This window comes from Granulicella aggregans (assembly GCF_014203275.1).
In the GTDB taxonomy this organism is placed as follows: Bacteria; Acidobacteriota; Terriglobia; order Terriglobales; family Acidobacteriaceae; genus Edaphobacter.
The window spans coordinates 288762-304293 of sequence record NZ_JACHIP010000004.1 but is presented as its reverse complement, the minus strand read 5'-3'; the positions used below and the strand labels follow the sequence as shown (position 1 = coordinate 304293).

At 58.8% G+C, this 15532-nt stretch carries 18 protein-coding genes; 9 read left to right on the top strand and 9 right to left on the bottom strand.

Translation table 11 applies throughout. The features are described 5' to 3' along the window. Positions 1 to 14: 14 nt before the first annotated feature. The 4 genes from HDF16_RS15060 to HDF16_RS15045 all read left to right on the top strand — a co-directional run bounded on the left by HDF16_RS15060 (position 15) and on the right by HDF16_RS15045 (position 2653). Positions 15 to 461, top strand: a complete 447-nt coding sequence (locus HDF16_RS15060) for a PIN domain-containing protein (protein WP_184218022.1) — start codon at positions 15 to 17, stop codon at positions 459 to 461. Further along, positions 458 to 661, top strand: coding sequence for a hypothetical protein (locus HDF16_RS15055; RefSeq protein WP_184219294.1), 204 nt, complete (start codon positions 458 to 460; stop codon positions 659 to 661). The genes HDF16_RS15060 and HDF16_RS15055 overlap by 4 nt, the downstream gene beginning before the upstream one ends. Positions 662 to 823: 162 nt before the next feature. Next, complete coding sequence (locus HDF16_RS15050) at positions 824 to 1558, top strand: FRG domain-containing protein (RefSeq protein WP_184218020.1); 735 nt, start codon at positions 824 to 826, stop codon at positions 1556 to 1558. Between the two features lie 9 nt (positions 1559 to 1567). Then, positions 1568 to 2653: a DUF262 domain-containing protein gene (locus tag HDF16_RS15045; RefSeq protein ID WP_184218018.1), complete on the top strand. Its 1086-nt coding sequence runs from the start codon at positions 1568 to 1570 to the stop codon at positions 2651 to 2653. Positions 2654 to 2697: 44 nt separating this feature from the next. Here HDF16_RS15045 and HDF16_RS15040 read toward each other — a convergent pair whose 3' ends face one another. From HDF16_RS15040 to HDF16_RS15025, 4 genes are all read right to left on the bottom strand, one after another. After that, positions 2698 to 3540: a PEGA domain-containing protein gene (locus HDF16_RS15040; RefSeq protein ID WP_246409128.1), complete on the bottom strand. Its 843-nt coding sequence runs from the start codon at positions 3538 to 3540 to the stop codon at positions 2698 to 2700. 106 nt (positions 3541 to 3646) lie between these two features. Continuing rightward, positions 3647 to 3937 carry a BrnA antitoxin family protein gene (locus tag HDF16_RS15035; protein ID WP_184218016.1) on the bottom strand — a complete coding sequence of 97 codons (291 nt, stop codon included), beginning with the start codon at positions 3935 to 3937 and terminating at the stop codon, positions 3647 to 3649. Further along, the gene (locus HDF16_RS15030) at positions 3921 to 4208 is read right to left on the bottom strand and encodes a BrnT family toxin (RefSeq protein WP_184218014.1); all 288 of its coding nucleotides are present in this window, start codon (positions 4206 to 4208) and stop codon (positions 3921 to 3923) included. Before HDF16_RS15030 ends, HDF16_RS15035 begins: the two co-directional genes overlap by 17 nt. A gap of 70 nt (positions 4209 to 4278) precedes the next feature. Further along, entirely contained in the window at positions 4279 to 4713 is a 435-nt protein-coding gene (locus HDF16_RS15025; RefSeq protein WP_184218012.1) for a c-type cytochrome domain-containing protein, read from the bottom strand. 144 nt (positions 4714 to 4857) lie between these two features. On the opposite strand from HDF16_RS15025, the gene HDF16_RS15020 reads away from it, so the two are divergent. Then, positions 4858 to 6045, top strand: a complete 1188-nt coding sequence (locus HDF16_RS15020; protein ID WP_184218010.1) for a DUF5715 family protein — start codon at positions 4858 to 4860, stop codon at positions 6043 to 6045. Positions 6046 to 6096: 51 nt separating this feature from the next. On the opposite strand, the gene HDF16_RS15015 is transcribed toward HDF16_RS15020, so the two are convergent. Then, positions 6097 to 7791: a peroxidase family protein gene (locus HDF16_RS15015; RefSeq protein WP_184218008.1), complete on the bottom strand. Its 1695-nt coding sequence runs from the start codon at positions 7789 to 7791 to the stop codon at positions 6097 to 6099. Positions 7792 to 8159: 368 nt separating this feature from the next. On the opposite strand from HDF16_RS15015, the gene HDF16_RS15010 reads away from it, so the two are divergent. Then, a complete protein-coding gene (locus HDF16_RS15010; RefSeq protein ID WP_184218006.1) occupies positions 8160 to 8483 on the top strand; it encodes an RcnB family protein in 324 nt (107 codons plus the stop codon). A gap of 70 nt (positions 8484 to 8553) precedes the next feature. Here HDF16_RS15010 and HDF16_RS15005 read toward each other — a convergent pair whose 3' ends face one another. Then, the gene (locus HDF16_RS15005) at positions 8554 to 10650 is read right to left on the bottom strand and encodes a S9 family peptidase (RefSeq protein WP_246409126.1); all 2097 of its coding nucleotides are present in this window, start codon (positions 10648 to 10650) and stop codon (positions 8554 to 8556) included. Between HDF16_RS15005 and HDF16_RS31280 the strand changes: the two genes are divergently transcribed. After that, positions 10649 to 10783, top strand: coding sequence for a hypothetical protein (locus HDF16_RS31280; RefSeq protein WP_281383472.1), 135 nt, complete (start codon positions 10649 to 10651; stop codon positions 10781 to 10783). The genes HDF16_RS15005 and HDF16_RS31280 overlap by 2 nt on opposite strands. A 65-nt stretch (positions 10784 to 10848) precedes the next feature. Beyond that, positions 10849 to 11952, top strand: coding sequence for a tetratricopeptide repeat protein (locus HDF16_RS15000; protein WP_184218004.1), 1104 nt, complete (start codon positions 10849 to 10851; stop codon positions 11950 to 11952). Positions 11953 to 11955: 3 nt separating this feature from the next. Here the strand turns inward: HDF16_RS15000 and HDF16_RS14995 are convergent, their stop codons facing one another. Genes HDF16_RS14995 through lpxC form a run of 3 tightly spaced genes read right to left on the bottom strand, consistent with a single transcriptional unit; the run spans position 11956 to position 14223 of the window. Beyond that, positions 11956 to 12744: a hypothetical protein gene (locus tag HDF16_RS14995; protein WP_184218002.1), complete on the bottom strand. Its 789-nt coding sequence runs from the start codon at positions 12742 to 12744 to the stop codon at positions 11956 to 11958. Between the two features lie 54 nt (positions 12745 to 12798). Next, positions 12799 to 13281: a 2-amino-4-hydroxy-6-hydroxymethyldihydropteridine diphosphokinase gene (folK, locus tag HDF16_RS14990; protein WP_184218000.1), complete on the bottom strand. Its 483-nt coding sequence runs from the start codon at positions 13279 to 13281 to the stop codon at positions 12799 to 12801. 24 nt (positions 13282 to 13305) lie between these two features. Next, complete coding sequence (gene lpxC, locus HDF16_RS14985) at positions 13306 to 14223, bottom strand: UDP-3-O-acyl-N-acetylglucosamine deacetylase (RefSeq protein WP_184217998.1); 918 nt, start codon at positions 14221 to 14223, stop codon at positions 13306 to 13308. Positions 14224 to 14374: 151 nt separating this feature from the next. Between lpxC and HDF16_RS14980 the strand changes: the two genes are divergently transcribed. After that, positions 14375 to 15526: a M20 family metallopeptidase gene (locus HDF16_RS14980; protein WP_184217997.1), complete on the top strand. Its 1152-nt coding sequence runs from the start codon at positions 14375 to 14377 to the stop codon at positions 15524 to 15526. Positions 15527 to 15532 lie beyond the last annotated feature (6 nt).

Below are 15532 nucleotides of genomic sequence, written 5' to 3'. Positions count from 1 at the left end.
TTGAGCAGGCCATCATGCGAATCTACTTCGATGCCTGCGCGATCAACCGTCTTACGGACGACCTGACACAACAGCGCGTTAGTGATGAGGCGAAGGCAGTCGAATTGGTATTTCGCCTCATCACCGACGGCAGCGCGGAGATGGTTGCGAGTACGGCGCTTCGGCTCGAACTCAGTCGCAACGCGGACATTGAGAAACGCTCCGACTCAATGCAAATGCTGGCGCTGGCAGGATCACTTATCGACTTTCTTCCGCCTATCCGTCTTCGTGCGGACGAGTTCGAGCGATCAGGATATGGTGCCTTCGACGCGGTTCATCTTGCTTCCGCAGAGTACGTCTCGGCAGACATTCTGCTTACCACCGACGATAGATTCTGTAAACTAGCGTTACGTCGTGCCGGACAGCCCACAGTCGACGTTGCGAATCCGTTGGATTGGGCGCGAAAGACAGGCTTGCTATGACACCGGTTCAGGCACTCACCGACGAGCAGTTTCAACAACACGCCCTCGCCATCCTGGGACGCGAACTCGGTGTAGACGGCCTCGCCCGCTTCCTCCGCGTCTACCGCTCTGGTAAGGGAGACTACACCGCTGACCGCCACAAATGGCTTGGCGGAATCACGGTCGCCGACATAGCCCGCGAATTGAACTCTGAAGGCTGACCGATATCAATTCGGCAAATCAGCCGCATCGACATCGATAGCATTCGCAGCTCCAGGGTTGGAACTCCTCGACTCTCTCGCTCAAAAGACAAATATTGAACTCTGCAGAACTGCGATAGGATGGTCGCACTATCGATAACTGAATTGTCAGGGGAGATGCGCTTGAGACATCCAGAATCGCCGCTGACGTCGATCGGCGAACTCGTTGCAAATCTACGGCGCGACTTGGCTGGGTACGGCGGCCCTGTTTGGTACAGAGGCCACCGCAGCGTAGGCTGGCGCCTGGAGCCCAAACTTCTTCGGCCCCCTGCGACCGAGTCGGAGACCCACCTTATTAATAGGTTCAAACAACATGCCTCTCTTCTTTTGCCCCATCACCCTGGCAACGAGTTTGACTGGCTGTTCTTAATGCAACATCACGGTCTTTCCACCCGTCTGCTTGATTGGTCTGAGAATCCGCTAGTTGGGCTCTATTTTGCCGTTGAACAGGACGTTACTGAAGATTCCGTATTGTGGATGCTTTTACCAACCGTGCTCAACAGTAAGAGTAATATCCGACCGGCGTTCGAGCATGAAATTCCTTCTTTTGAAGATGAAGAACTAAAGAACTATCTTCCGAGTACAATTTCGCGCGAGATACGCTCGCGCTTAAATCCCGTCGCTGCCATTGCTCCTCGAAACAGCCCTAGAATGCAGGCCCAGCAAGGCGTTTTTACGATCACACATCGCGACAATGTTTACATCGACGAGGTGGGAGAGCCGAATACCCGCGATCACATCTGGCGCTACCTAATTCCAGGCGTCGCAAAAGCAGACCTTAGGGCAGATTTACGTCGTCTAGGAATCACAAAATTTTCGGTCTTTCCGGAACTGAGTAGCATCACCGCAATTGTTTGAGAGGATGCGATGTCCACCTTACGCACATATCCGTTGGCAAATAGCGCGATCCTGAGACTCAATTCAGAGCGTGCCTTCATTAATGCCGCGCCCGACTATCAACGAGATGGGGACGTCTGGACCCTCGAAAAGAAACAGCTGCTTATCGATTCCATAATTAATGATTACGATATTCCGAAGCTATACTTTCACGCGCTCTCGCCGACTCAAAAATCATCTGATGCCGGGAAATTCGACTACGCAATCATCGATGGGCGTCAACGGCTCGAGACGATTTGGAGTTTTATAGATGGAAAGTTTGCGTTAGCGGATGACTTTATATACTTTGCCGATCCCAAGTCTGCTTTGGGCGGCCTCACGTACACAGAGATCGCCGACTTATTTCCACGGATAAAAATTCGGTTCGACTCATACAGCATTCCTGTTGTCTGCGTGGAAACGGAAGACATCGACCTAATTGAGGACATGTTCTCAAGACTTAATGAGGCCGTGCCGCTAAACGCTGCAGAGAAGCGGAGCGCGATTGGTGGCCCGATGGGTCAAGCTATAAAGGATGTGGCCGTGCATCCATTTTTTCTAGCCAAAGTTCGGTTTTCGGATTCTCGCTATAGACACCGTGAAGTGGCCGCCAGATTGCTGTTTCTAGAATATAGCCGCGAGATATACGGAAAAATTTTGGACACAAAAAAACCATATCTCGACGATATGGTACGTAAAGCCAAGAGCGAAGAGTACAACGGGACGGATAGGCTGCTCAAGAAGGTTCTTAAGACTCTGAATGTTCTTAGTCCGGTGTTCACTGATCGTGACTATCTTCTCCGGTCTCAAGCTATAGTTCCAGTTCTATATTTAACGGCCGAACTTGCCGACGAGCTGAAAACTATTGAACTTTTCCAGCGGAACAAGATTTCGGAGTTTTACGAAAGGCTCGAAGTCAATCGTAGAGCAGCGGAATCCGATATATCCAAAGCTGACTTTGAATTGCTCGAATTCGATAGGATGTCACAGCAGGGCACGAATGATGCGGCATCAATCCGCGAAAGAGCTCGGATATTGGCTGACCATCTGCACATCAATAAGACAGCGCGAAGTTAGCTAGCCGCCGATCGTTTCGACCTTGTGCTGGCTGGTGGCAAGAACTACTTCGCCACCATCTCCGCATTCAAGTGAACCGACCCACTCCCCACCGTCATGCTGCGAGTCCAATCGGCATACCCGGTCTTTTTCACGACGATGTCATGCTTGCCAGCGGTAAGGTTCAGCGTCGAAGGCGTGTTGCCCATGAAGCTGCCATCGACCTCAATATCGCAGTTGGGAACGCTGGCATCCACGGTGACTGCAGCCGGGGCTGCGGCGGTGGCCGTCTCGGTGGACGACGCCGCAGGAGCGGGCGTGAACTTCGCCATGTCGAGCTTCATGTCGCCTTCGACAAAGGCCGTCACCTCGGTCCCCTTCGGGATCGTGATGTCCTTGCCGTGGATGAACAGGAACAGCGGGGCGGCGGGGAAGAAGACGATCGCCGTCGCCACCATCGCTCCCGTCATTGCGCCGACATGGCCGCCGCCCTTGTTGTCCTGCACCGCACGCAGTTGAACCTTTTCGCCGTCGGAGAGGCGGGCGGAGTCGACATTGACGTTCAGCTTGCCGCCCCGGCCCATGCTCTTCTTCGTGCTGGCCTCGGTGACGGTGGCCACGGCCTGCGCTCCCTTGGGCAGCACGATGACGCCCTGAACCAGCACATCTTCCGTAACCTCAAACGGAATCTCCTGGCCGGTCTTCGCGTGTGCCGACGAGATCGTCTCCGCCAGCCTGAGCTTCACCGCCGTGCCATCCAGCAGAGTGTTCGGAGCAGGCGGAACGCCAGCAACCTTCTCAGTTTTTACCGGGGGTGTAGCAGAGGATGGTGAGGGAGCTTGTGCGAGGGCAGGATCGCCCATTGCTAACGCAAATACCAGGGGACACACTACGAGCAACTTAACCAAGGCGATCTCCACGGTGAGCCAAGTCGAACAGATTGAAGGGACGCTTCAAACTATCCCACTTCCGCCCTCGAGAACAAGCGTGGAGTTCAGAATGCAAAATGTCCGGCTAAACTTGCTTCAACTCCGCCAACATTCGCTCCCGGAGCATCCGGTTGACGCGGGTCTGGTAACCTTCGCCATCTCTCTTCAGCCAGGCAAGAACATCCGCGTCGAGGCGTAGACTGACGGCCTGCTTCACTGGCCGATAAAACTTGCCGCGAACAGCGTCCTTGAACGCATCGGGCGGCAGTTCCGGAATGTCCGAAAAGTCGATGGGCCGATCCTTCAAAGCGCGTAGCATCTTTCTCTGCTCCTCGGTGATCTTCGTGCCGGGCTTCAATTCATAAACCACTCTCATACCGTCTCCTCTCCTGCGGGGTGGCATCGCGGGCTGAGATGATGCGAACCAGCTCAACTCCATCTTCATCATCGCCGAGTAGATGAACGACCAGCAGAAGCGCCTCGCCCTCTACCTCGCCGATCGTCCGCCAGCGTGTCTCGCCGTCTTCAGCCCAATCCGCTTCCATCACGAACCACGGATCAAGAAAAACGAGCACCGCTGTGTCGAAGTCGATGCCGTGCTTCTTCAGGTTGCTCTCGGTCCTCCGGTCGTCCCATTCGAAGCGCACGAAAGCCGCCTATACATTTATGTATATACAAAAATGCAGGCCCACGACAATCGAGTACGGTACGAAGTGCTTACGGCTTGGGCGCATCCTCAGGCATGATCGCTCCAGCCTTCACCCACTGCTCGACCGTAGCAATGTCGGCGTCAGAGATCTTCGGCTTGTTCGGCGGCATGTCCTTGGGGTCATCTTTTGGCCCTTCATGACGAATCAGCTTCACCAGCACGCTATCCTCCGGATGTCCGGGGACGATCACCTTGCCGCCGTGGCCACCCTTTTCCATGCCGGCCTTGGTGTCGAACGTCAGGCCACCGCGATGGTTCACGCCGCCGTGGCAGCGATAGCAGTTGGCCTGGAAGATGGGGACAACCTTGTCGTTATACATCTTCAGCGTGGCCGCGTCAGCCGCTGCCTGTGGAGCAGCCGCAGCGCTCACCCGCGCCGGATTACCCGTGAAAGCCGCCATCGCCAGTCCTGCCACACCGAGACCCAAGAGAATCCGCCGCATGCTTGCCCTGCCTTGTGAGATTTTCTTTTAGTATACGGGCGACAGTGGGGAAAGACGCGGCGTACCGGAATCGTCACTTACGAACAGCTTCCAATAGAGCTAGAGTTGGAATTGCTCTGGCGTCTCCGCGCCTCCACAACTTGAATGCGCGCGAACGCCCCCTTCCCCGTCCTGCTGGCGCTTACCGGTGTTGTGTCTCTCATCGGACTCTTTGCTGCGCCTGGTTCTCTGCTCGCTATGACGCGCCAGCCGATGCGCGTCTCTGAGCCGCGAAATACGAGGCTTTCGCCCTCGCATCGATCTCGATCCCAGGCCGTAAAGTCCCGAGCTGCAAAATCAAAGCCTACAAAACAGCGCAAGCCCGCCCGCGAGACCGCTCCAGCGAAGCGTCACGTAGAGGCCGCACGTCATGCGGCAACCACCCGCCGTGGAAGAAAGCTTGAACGAACCTCCGCTCCAACCAAGCAGGAGACCGCAGCCAGCAAGCGAGTCCATGCCTGGGTGCGCGAACAGCACAAGAGCTCCGAACCCGCACCGGAGCCGAAGACCAAGGCCACCATGTCCGAGGCGACCGGCCCCGCCTCATCCTCCGAAGTGATGGGCACTCTCGACGCGGTCACACCCCCGCCCGCCGGCATTCCTACGATGGCCAGCATGATTCCCACGGAAGACCTCGCCGCGCAGCCGATGATCCTGCCTTCGCTCTACGACAAGCGTGGCCGGTTAGTCGTGCCTCCAGCACTCAAGGGATCGCACGATATCCTCGTCCATCAGAACCTCATGGCCGATAGCGACGGCCTCGACCGCATTCGCGACGATGAAGACCTGACCAGGATGCGGAACGCCCGGATGCTCTCCCCCATCCCGGAGAACGCAACCTTGCACGTGGATGACCGCCTCCCCGCAAACCGCCGCTACTGTCGTCCCTGGACTGCGGTCTTCCTCGATACACTGGCCCGACAACATTACGCGCGATTCCAGACGCCGCTCCAGCTTACTTCTGCGGTTCGGACTGTCGCCTTCCAGCAACGCCTCATCCACACCAATGGCAACGCCGCGCCAGCGGAAGGTGATACTGCATCGCCCCATCTCACCGGTCAGGCCATCGACATCGGCAAGAAAGGCCTCACCATGGCGGAGATCGCCTGGCTGCGCGGCTATCTTCTGCCGCTGGTGCAGCAGGGCAAGCTCGACGTGGAAGAGGAGTTCCAGCAGTCCTGCTTCCATATCAGCGTCTACAAGAAGTACATGCCGCAATCTGCAGCGACACGGCGCGTGATCGCAACGACGCACCGCGAAGGCGCGGACGTGCTCGGCGAAAGCCTGCGCTAAAGGAAACGGAGCTGCGCTCGCCATGATCCGGCGAGCGCCACCACCCCTTGTCTACGCCGTGGCAAGCTCGCCTGTTTCCACCAGCTGTGCCTGCAAAGGCGCCCCATTTGTCCCCAGCGCATGCAGGAACATCTCCCGCAGCCCAAAGACTCCGTTGATCGCCAACGAAGGCTTCCAAAGAGGATCGGAGCTGATGTAAGAACTGCTGTCCGATACCAGAAGCCCAAGGAAGGTCTCGGCGACGATCGTGCCTCCCACTGGTCCCAGCTTGCGAGTTGGGATTCTTCTCTTTTCCAGGTTACCTTCCTGATCCAACGCATGTACCGTAACATGCGATTCAACCGTTTCCGCCAGGATGTACGTCCATAGCGGGCAGTTCTCCTTGAAGGCATCGCCCTGTACTACCTGGTCGATGGGGATCTGCGCGGCAATGTCGGCCGGATCAGTGGTGAACTTGCCAAGCTTGATCTCCGAGTCCTTTAGCGGAATTAGACCCATCGCTTTGGCCACCGCCTGCCCAGTCGGCAGACGCATCCGCCAGCCGCGCTTCAGGTTCAGCTCTGCAAGTGGGTTTGGCGGATTGGGATTGGCCGGGGTTGGCGGATCGGGTGGAAGGGCGTCCGAGACCGAGGTGGGCAGGAACTTCAGCGGATTTACCAGCGACGTGTCGATTTTGTAGGCCAATTGCAGCCGCAGTTGGTTCTTCGCATCAGACAGGTCGTTCGGATCACTGGGGAAGATGCCGTAAGGCAGGGGCGTAATGTCGATAAACCTCCGCCAGTCGATAGCCCATCCCTCGGTCATCGTGCGAAAACCACGCAGATTTGGGGCGGGATCGCGCGCAAAGATCGGGATCAATCCCACCGCGTTGTTTAGCCGATAGCTCGGCCGCACCATAGAGTGCCCGAACCGATAAGCTGCAGCCGAAAACTCCAGCGGCATGAACCCCTCGTTCTTCGGATGAAAGTATTTCAAGTGGATCGCCTGCACATCCGGCTTCTTCTGTTCCGATCCCGGAAGGATCGCCTCCAGCACCTTCTCCGCCACAATCTTCGGCAGGAAGTCATGCACTAGAATCCACTGGTAATGGAATCGCACCTCCTGCTGCACCTGCTCAAACGTCAACCCCGGGTTTGCGTCCACGACCGCGTTGTGAAAGCGGTGCCATATTCCCTGTAGCTGCGAGACAATCGCGTTCTCGTCGTTACGCGGATCACCGATCAGTGCCCGGGCAGCGCTTCCCGGCAGTTGCGGCTGGTTGCGCTGCAGGTCGCGCGCGCCAGAGTTCACCTCCGGTGCCCCGGCTAATGGCTTACCCAGGATGAACTTCTTCGTGCTTCCCTCATACAGGTAAGGCTGGTCATCCGGTCCGCGGCCATATAGGTTGTCCAGGTCAAACCGCGGCGTACGGTAATCCACCAGCGCATCCGGATCATTCTGCTTCTGCAAACTGCTCGCGGGGTCAAAGGTCAGGTCATGGTCGATAAACTGTCCGAAGTAGGTAAAGGCGGCCGGAATTCCACCTTCCTCGGGATCCGGGCCGTCCTTGATGTCGTCGGGATCGGCCGACATCTTATTGGCCAGCAGGCTGAGATTGGCCTCCGTTGCAGCGTCGTTGATCCCGTACTCTCCTGCGGGCAGGGCACGGAAGATGCGCCCGAACGGACCGTCAAAGTTCACGGAGGATCGGGAAAGGTTGGCTCCACGCACTCCGCCGTGCGGGCGTGCGGTCTTTGGCTGGCTCATGTCAGTACCTTCCTTGGTCAGGTTTGGGAAGACAGGTCTGCTGGGGAAAGAGCCTCGCACCGGGGGCACCTGGGGCACACGGCTTGAGACGCAGCGATGAGGGGCCCGACGGAGTCTGGAAGAGAGGAAAGAAATCCATGGCGGAACAGTTCGCCGCTCTGATTCTGCTGGCGCTGCCACGCCACAAACTGGCCGTGCGATCTAGTGCAGGCCGCGCCGGGAACGTTTCGTGCCCAGCCGCCTTTATTTCCGGGAGAGACCAGCATCCTATTCGCTCTCGAGCCCGACGTCTACACTTTGCGACGTGCCGGCCGTCTGGCGAACAACACCCTCTAGGACTGTGGCATCACACTCAGCAAGAGGGCCCCATGCACACTATCCGCAAGCTTCTCGCAGTATCTGTAGTTGCCACCGGTCTTATCGGGGGCTCGCTTTTCGCCCAGGATCATCATGACGAACATCACGACGATCACCATCAGAACCATCCCTACGTCCATCATGAAGAGTGGAAGCATGGTTATCACATGAACCACGATGACTGGAATCGCGGTGAGCGCATCGACTACCGCACCTACCATCTGCGCCAGCCGCCCCGCGGTTACGAATGGCGCGAAGTAGACGGTAATTACGTCCTGGCTGCCGTTGCAACAGGCATCATCGCGTCTGCGATCATCGCCTCAGCCGCTCACTAATTTTTCGCAACAACAAAGCCGGAGCGCCGCGATGGATTGCGGCGCTCCGGCATTGTTACGTGGTGCGTTGCTATTTTGAAGGCACGACCGGTGTAGCCGGAGCAGGCGCGATCCCAAGATACTTGTCGTACCAGCCCATCCAGCGCACGAAGCGGTCCTTCACAAAACTTGGCCTCTGGAAGCCATGGAACTCGCCCGGATAGACAATCAGCTCTGCAGGCGTGCCAACACTCTTGAGAGCCTGGTACATCTGCTCCCCGCCCTCGAGCGGCACGTTGAAGTCTTTGTCGCCGCCCATGAACAGTGTCGGCGTCTTGATGCGATCGGCATGAAAGAAGGGATAGGAGAGCTTCAGATAAAGCTCGGTGTTCTTCCACGGCGGCCCAATCTCGTTCTCGTACTGCTGGATGTATTCGTCGATGCCGTAGAGCACGATCAGATTACCCATGCCCGCGCCGCTCGATGCTGCCTTGAAGCGGGTGGTGCTGGCGATGGAGTAGTCCGTCAGGATGCCTCCGTAGCTCCATCCGCCGACGACCAGCTTGTCCGCATCGATCCTTCCCGTCGCAATCGCCGCGTCCACCGAAGCCATCAGGTCGATGACCTCCTTATGCCCCCAATCAGCGTTGATGGCATAGCTATACGCGTGGCCGCGTCCGGTGCTGCCACGGTAGTTCACGTTCAACACAGCGTATCCATGCCCGGCAAAGATCTGCCGGTACGGGTCGAACTCATGCGCATCTTGTCCCGTCGGGCCACCGTGGATGAACAGCAGCATCGGCACCTTCGTGCCAGCCTTGTAGCCGACGGGCATCGTCAGCAGGCTATGCACATCATTGCCATCCGAAGTCTTCGCCGAAAGCTCCTCCGTCGTCGCAAGGTTGAGCGATGCGACTACCTCATCGTTATGCGAGGTCAGCTTGTGCAGCGTGCCACCTTCAAGCGAATAGATCTCGGGATCGGTGGAGTCGGTCGTCCACAGCAGAGCGACGTGGCCTGCCTTCTGCGTAAGCCCACTGGCAGATCCCGACTCACGGACCAGCCGCTTCACGGCACCGCTTAGCGAGACCTCTGCGGGATAGTCGAGACGGTCATCCTGAATCGTTGTGAGAATCGACTTGCCATCCACCGAGAAGACCGGCCCGCTGGTCCAGTTATCCAGCGACTTCGCCACCAACTCTGCGTTGCCCGTTGCTACTTCGACAGTCGCCAATTGCGGCATCTCGTAGATCGAATACTTCTCTGACGTGCCCTTCCGGTACGCGATCATCGCGCCATCGGGCGACCACGATAGCGGCCCCTCATCCGCGCCGATAAACGTCGTTAGTTTGCGAGCATTCGATCCAGCCTTCGCATCGACCACGAAGACATCGCTGTTCACAGTGCGGTCAGGATCGGGAACGCTCTGGTTGCTGACAAAGGCGATCTTCGATCCATCGGGCGACCAGACAGCCTGCGACTCTTCGTACTTCTCATCTAGCGGATGATCTTTATCCGGCTGCGTCCCAATCAGCTTCGAGAGCTTCTTCGACTCCACATCGAAGAGATAGAGGTGGTCCTTTTTCTCCGTCAGATAGCCTTCAACATCTTGCTTGAAGTGAAAGCGGTCCAGCACAATCGGCTTCGGCGGAACCGGCTTGCCACCCTTCTCCGGCTCGGGCTCGTCCTTCACCTGGAGACCCAGCAACAGCGTCTTCGAGTCCGGCGACCAGCTATATCCGCCGAGGTTCTCCTTCACCTCCGTCAACTGCCGCGCCTCGCCGCCGCGCCGGTCAAGCAGCCACACCTGCGATCCCTTCGCCTTACCCTCGCGCGAGCTGGTGAAGGAGAGATACCGGCCATCCGGACTCCACTGCGGGTTGCCGGCGGACTCCTTGCCGTAGGTAAGCTGCACGTCGTTCTGGCCATCGAATCCGATCATCCAGAGTTCGTTCGTACGCTTGTCTTCCTCCGTGTTGATTCGCGAGACGGTATAGGCGATCAGCTTGCCGTCGGGCGAGAGAACGGGCGATCCGACCCGGACAAACTTTGCCAGATCGTCTGGCGTCATGTTGTGCTTCGCGGTCTGTGCGGCTGCCGCGAAGGGCAACGCCAGAGAGACCAACAATGCCGACGTTCCGAAGCGCAAAACAGGACGCAACAACACGGAGAGGGACAGATTTCGCATGACGCAAAGTCTAGCAGAGCGCGACTGGCCAGAATGGCGTCACCTGCGCGTGGTCAACAACTCTCCCGGTCCGATTGGGCGCGGCATCGATCGCAATCTGCAAGGACGCATCGTAGTTGTACTTCCCCAGTAACGCGGATAGGCTAGCATTCTTTTCGGAAGCAACAACGCCCTGCACCTGTCAGGAGTCCTACCAGAATGCGCGTCCTCGAAAGCAGACTCCTGCTGCTTCTGTCGATCGGAATCGGAGCCGCAGCTCCCGCACAGACTATTGGCATAGCCCCCGCCGATAAACTGCTCGCCGACGGCCACTATCGCCGCGCCGAAGTCGCCATCCGCGCGGCGCTGGCCCGCACACCAAACGACGCACACTACCTCAGCGATCTCTCCATCGTGGACTGGGCCTTCAATCGCCTGGACTCCGCCATCGCCAACGGCGAAAAGGCCGTCGCCGCTGACCCGCGCAGCGCCGAAGCCCATGCGCACCTGGGAGACGCTCTCGGAGCGAAGCTCGCTTCCAGCAACGCCGGCACCTTCGAGAAGATCGCCCTGGTCCACCGCTTCCGCAAAGAGGTCGACAAGACGCTCGAGTTCGACCCCAATGACGTCGACGCGCTCCAGGACCTCGCTCAGTTTTACTGGAACGCCCCGGGGATGGTAGGCGGCGACAAGAACAAGGCCCGGCAAACGGCCGACAGGCTCTTCCCCATCTCGCCCTTCCGCGCCGCCACAGCCCGCGCGGACTTCCTGAACGACGACACAAACCTGCCCCGCCGCAACGCTGCCGTGATCACAGTCTGGCGCACGGCTGTCGCAGCAAGGCCTGACGACTACGAAGCTCGCGCGGCCCTAGCGGCTGCCTGTCTCGAAGACCCCGCTCGCTTCGGCGACGCGGAGACAGAGGCTAATCGAGCCGTTGCGATAGACCCAACCCGCGTCAACGCCTGGAGCACCCTTGCCACCCTCTACGCGAAGATAGGACGCTGGGCTGAGCTCGACGCAACGCTGAAACAGGCCCGGGCAAAGGTGTCAGATGACCGGACGCCCCAGTATCGCGCCGCAGTCGCGATACTCACCAGCAACGCCACCGCCCAACTCTCCCTCGCAGAGACATGGCTCCGTGACTATCTAACCCAGCCGCCGGAAGGACAGGCACCCTCGCACGCCGGCGCCCACTGGCGCCTAGGCCTCGTCCTCGAGAAGCAGGGCCGGAAGGCCGATGCCATCCGCGAGTTGCAGACAGCGGTGCAGATGGACGGGTCACTGGATGCGGCGAAGAGGGACCTGAAGCGACTCACGTAGTGATCACGGCGTTGCCGTCCCGTCCGACTCCTTCTTCTTCGAGCCGAAGAACTTCCACGCCAGCCCAATCCCGGCCGCAAGCGTCGACAAGATCCACTGCCAGTTGTGCTGGACAAAGCCCGTAATAGCCCCAACAGGATCGACCGAGACCGCAATCTCGCGATCTACCGTAGTGAAATCGCGCGATATATTCTTCAACTCAACCACGGCGTCGAGATGCAGGCGCAGTTTGCCTGAGTGCTTCGGCGATACCGTCCACTGCCACTCTGTCGGCGTCGTTCCACCCACCACCTGCTCTTCGGAGCTGAGTGGCGTTATATCGAAGTCGGCACTCTTCAACGTCATCTTCATCTTGACCGAGACGGGCGTGCTGGCAGTAGTAACCGTCTCACCATTCTGGCCAAGCCCCTGGGTCAGTGCTCCGCTGTCCATCTGCTCCGAACCGATACGGGCGGTGACCGTCTGCGACTCGCCCGTCTTCATCCTGGCCGGCGTCGCATAGGCAAGCTTGCCCTGCTTCAGGTTCTGCAGGCTCTGCTCGATCAGTTCATCTTCGGTAGGCTGCGTGTCGACAGACGCAGGAGAGCGGCTGGGCGTGCGATCACGATGGTCATGCCTCACAGGCTCATCAGGAATTCCCCCACGAGAATCGCCGTTTGAGCTGTCATGCGGCTGCGGAGTCCCGACCGGGTAATCGCGTGGTGCCTTGCTGCACGATGAAATCAGCAGCACCGTGCCTGCAAGTAGAGCGAGGCTCATCGGAAGACGCAGGGATCTCAATGTCACGGACATGCCACCATCCTGAATGGCAATGACTATACCCCATGGCCGCAGCCGTACTGGAGATTACTCGCTGTCTTTAAGGCCGCGAAGCGACTCGTCGACCGTTCTCCCTGAGACGGGGTCGACCATGTCCGCAGCAATCTCCGCGAGTGGCTCCAGAACGAATCGCCGCTCCCACATCGCAGGATGCGGAAGGGTGAGCGTGGCCGTCTGCATCACTTTCGTGCCAAAGAGCAGCAGGTCCAGGTCGATCACCCTCGGCCCCTTCGCCACCGTCGACGACCGATCCCGCCCCATCGTCTTCTCGATCGCCAGGAGACCCTCAAGAAGATCATGCGGCGCAAGCTCTGTCTCGAGCAGCACAGTGGCGTTCAGAAAGCGAGGCTGATCCAGATAGCCGACCGGCGCTGTGTCATAAAAGCTGGAAACCGCTACGACTCTCCCGACACTGGCAAGGTGTTCGATTGCAATCCGGAGGTTCGCGGCCCTGTCACCGACGGGCGAGTCCAGGTTTGATCCAAGAGCGACTGCCGCTGTTTCTGTCAACGATTCCGACCCGGTCACAAGGAGCTAAGCAATCGCGGAGACAAGAGAAGCCTGCGCGTGGCTCTTTTCGGGAGCAGGCTCAACATAACCGTAGGCAAGTTCCCACGCTGAACGATCTGCCATCAGCTTCTTTACCAGCGCCGTATGCATTGCGTGTCCAGCGCGCTCGGCGACGACGCGGCCCTGAATCCGCTTCCCCGCCAGCGCCAGGTCGCCGATCAGGTCCAGCACCTTGTGCCGGACAAACTCATCCACAAATCGCAGTGGTCCGTTCTCAATTCCCTTGCGCGTAAGGATAATCGCGCAAGCCTCGGAAGCCCCACGGATCAGTCCCATGTTGCGCAGCATCGGCTCGTCTTCCTTCCAACCGAAGGTGCGTGCCGGAGCGATCAGGTCGGCATAAACGCCGCCCTCAAGGTCGCCAGAGAAAGTTCCAAAGCCGATCGGATCAGGGAAGTCGATACGGTACTCAATGGAGTAGCCAGAACCCGGATACACCCCGATAAACTTGCTGCCGTCTTCCACCTCAACGTCCTTCAGTATGCGGATGTACTCACGCTTGCGTCGCTGCTGTTTCAATCCCACCGTCTTGAACGCCTGCACGTAGGGCAACGCGCTCCCATCCAGGATCGGCACCTCAAGATTGTCGATTTGCACAATCACGTTGTCGACGCCATAGCCGATAAGGGCGGAAAGAAGATGTTCGGTCGTGGAGATCAGTACGCTCTGCCGCATCAGGCTGGTCGCATAACTTACCTTCGCGACGTTGCGGCCAGTAGCTGGAATCTCGAAGTTGTCCAGATCGGTACGTCTGAAGACAATGCCTGAACCGGCGGGCGCCGGAATCAGTTTCATCGAGACCGGGGCTCCACTGTGAAGTCCGATGCCTTCAAAGGCAATCTCGGAACGAATTGTGTGCTCGAAGTGAGCTTCGATCGCCACGCGCTAAGATTCCTCAGCAACAACCTTCTAATTCTAGAATCTTTGTTCCATGTTTACATGTGTCCGAAAAGCCACACTCTGCAGTCAGAATGAGCCATTCCCAAGCACTCCGCGCTATTACTAAAGTGCGTGACTGCTATAGGATGCGGTCATGAAGAAGGTTGAACTGGAGCTTCGTTCACTCGCATCAACAATCGCATCCAGCAACATCTGGCTCACAAAGAACCTCCGCACGCTCGTTGAGATCGAGTCCCCAAGTGACGATCCTGCAGCAGTAAACCGCGCTAACGACTTCGTCGCGGAGTTGGCCAAGGCCCTCGGCGCAAAGGCAAAAATACACAAACAGAAGCACTTCGGCCACATCCTCGAACTCCACTTTGGCCCTCAACGCTCGAAACAGAAGCCCCTCCTTCTGCTCGGCCATCTCGACACCGTCTGGCCCATGGGCACTCTCAAGTCCATGCCCTGGCGCGAAGCCGACGGGAGATTCTGGGGCCCGGGCGTGCTCGACATGAAGGCCGGCGTCATCATGGCCCTCACCGCGCTCCGATCCCTGCGCGAATCCGACGCCCTCACCCGCCCGGTCACCCTACTCCTCAACAGCGACGAAGAGGTCGGCAGCACCGTCTCCCGCCCCATCACCGAGAGCCTCGCAGGCGAGTCCGCCGGTGTCTTCGTCCTCGAACCCGCCCAGGGCCTCGCCTACAAGACCGCCCGCAAGGGTGTCGGCGAGTACCGCCTCCACGTCACCGGCGTCGCCTCCCACAGCGGCGTCGACTTCGACCGCGGCCACTCCGCCATCCGCGAGATCGCCCGCCTCGTCGAGACCGTCTCCGGCTTCACCGACCCAACGCGCAAGCGCACCGTGAACTGCGGCGTCATCGGCGGAGGAACCCGCTCGAACGTCGTCGCCGCCGAAGCCTTCGCCGAAGTAGACGTCCGAATCGCAAAGGCCAGCGATGCCGCGCGCGTAGGCAAACTCTTCCGCAGCCTGAAGGTCACCGACAAGGCCTGCCGCCTCACCGTCGAAGGCGGCATCAACCGCCCTCCCATGGAGCGAACGTCCGGCACCGTCGCCCTCTTCAAACAAGCCCGCCAGCTAGCAGCAGAACTCGGTTTCACCCTCGACGAGGCTTCGACCGGCGGCGGCTCAGACGGCAACTTCACCTCCGCCCTCGGCATCCCCACGCTTGACGGCATGGGCGCGGTCGGCGATGGCGCACACGCCGCCCACGAGTCCATCGTGATCGAACACCTAACGCCGAGGACCGCCTTACTGGCAGCGATGATCGCCACGACCTAGTGTAGT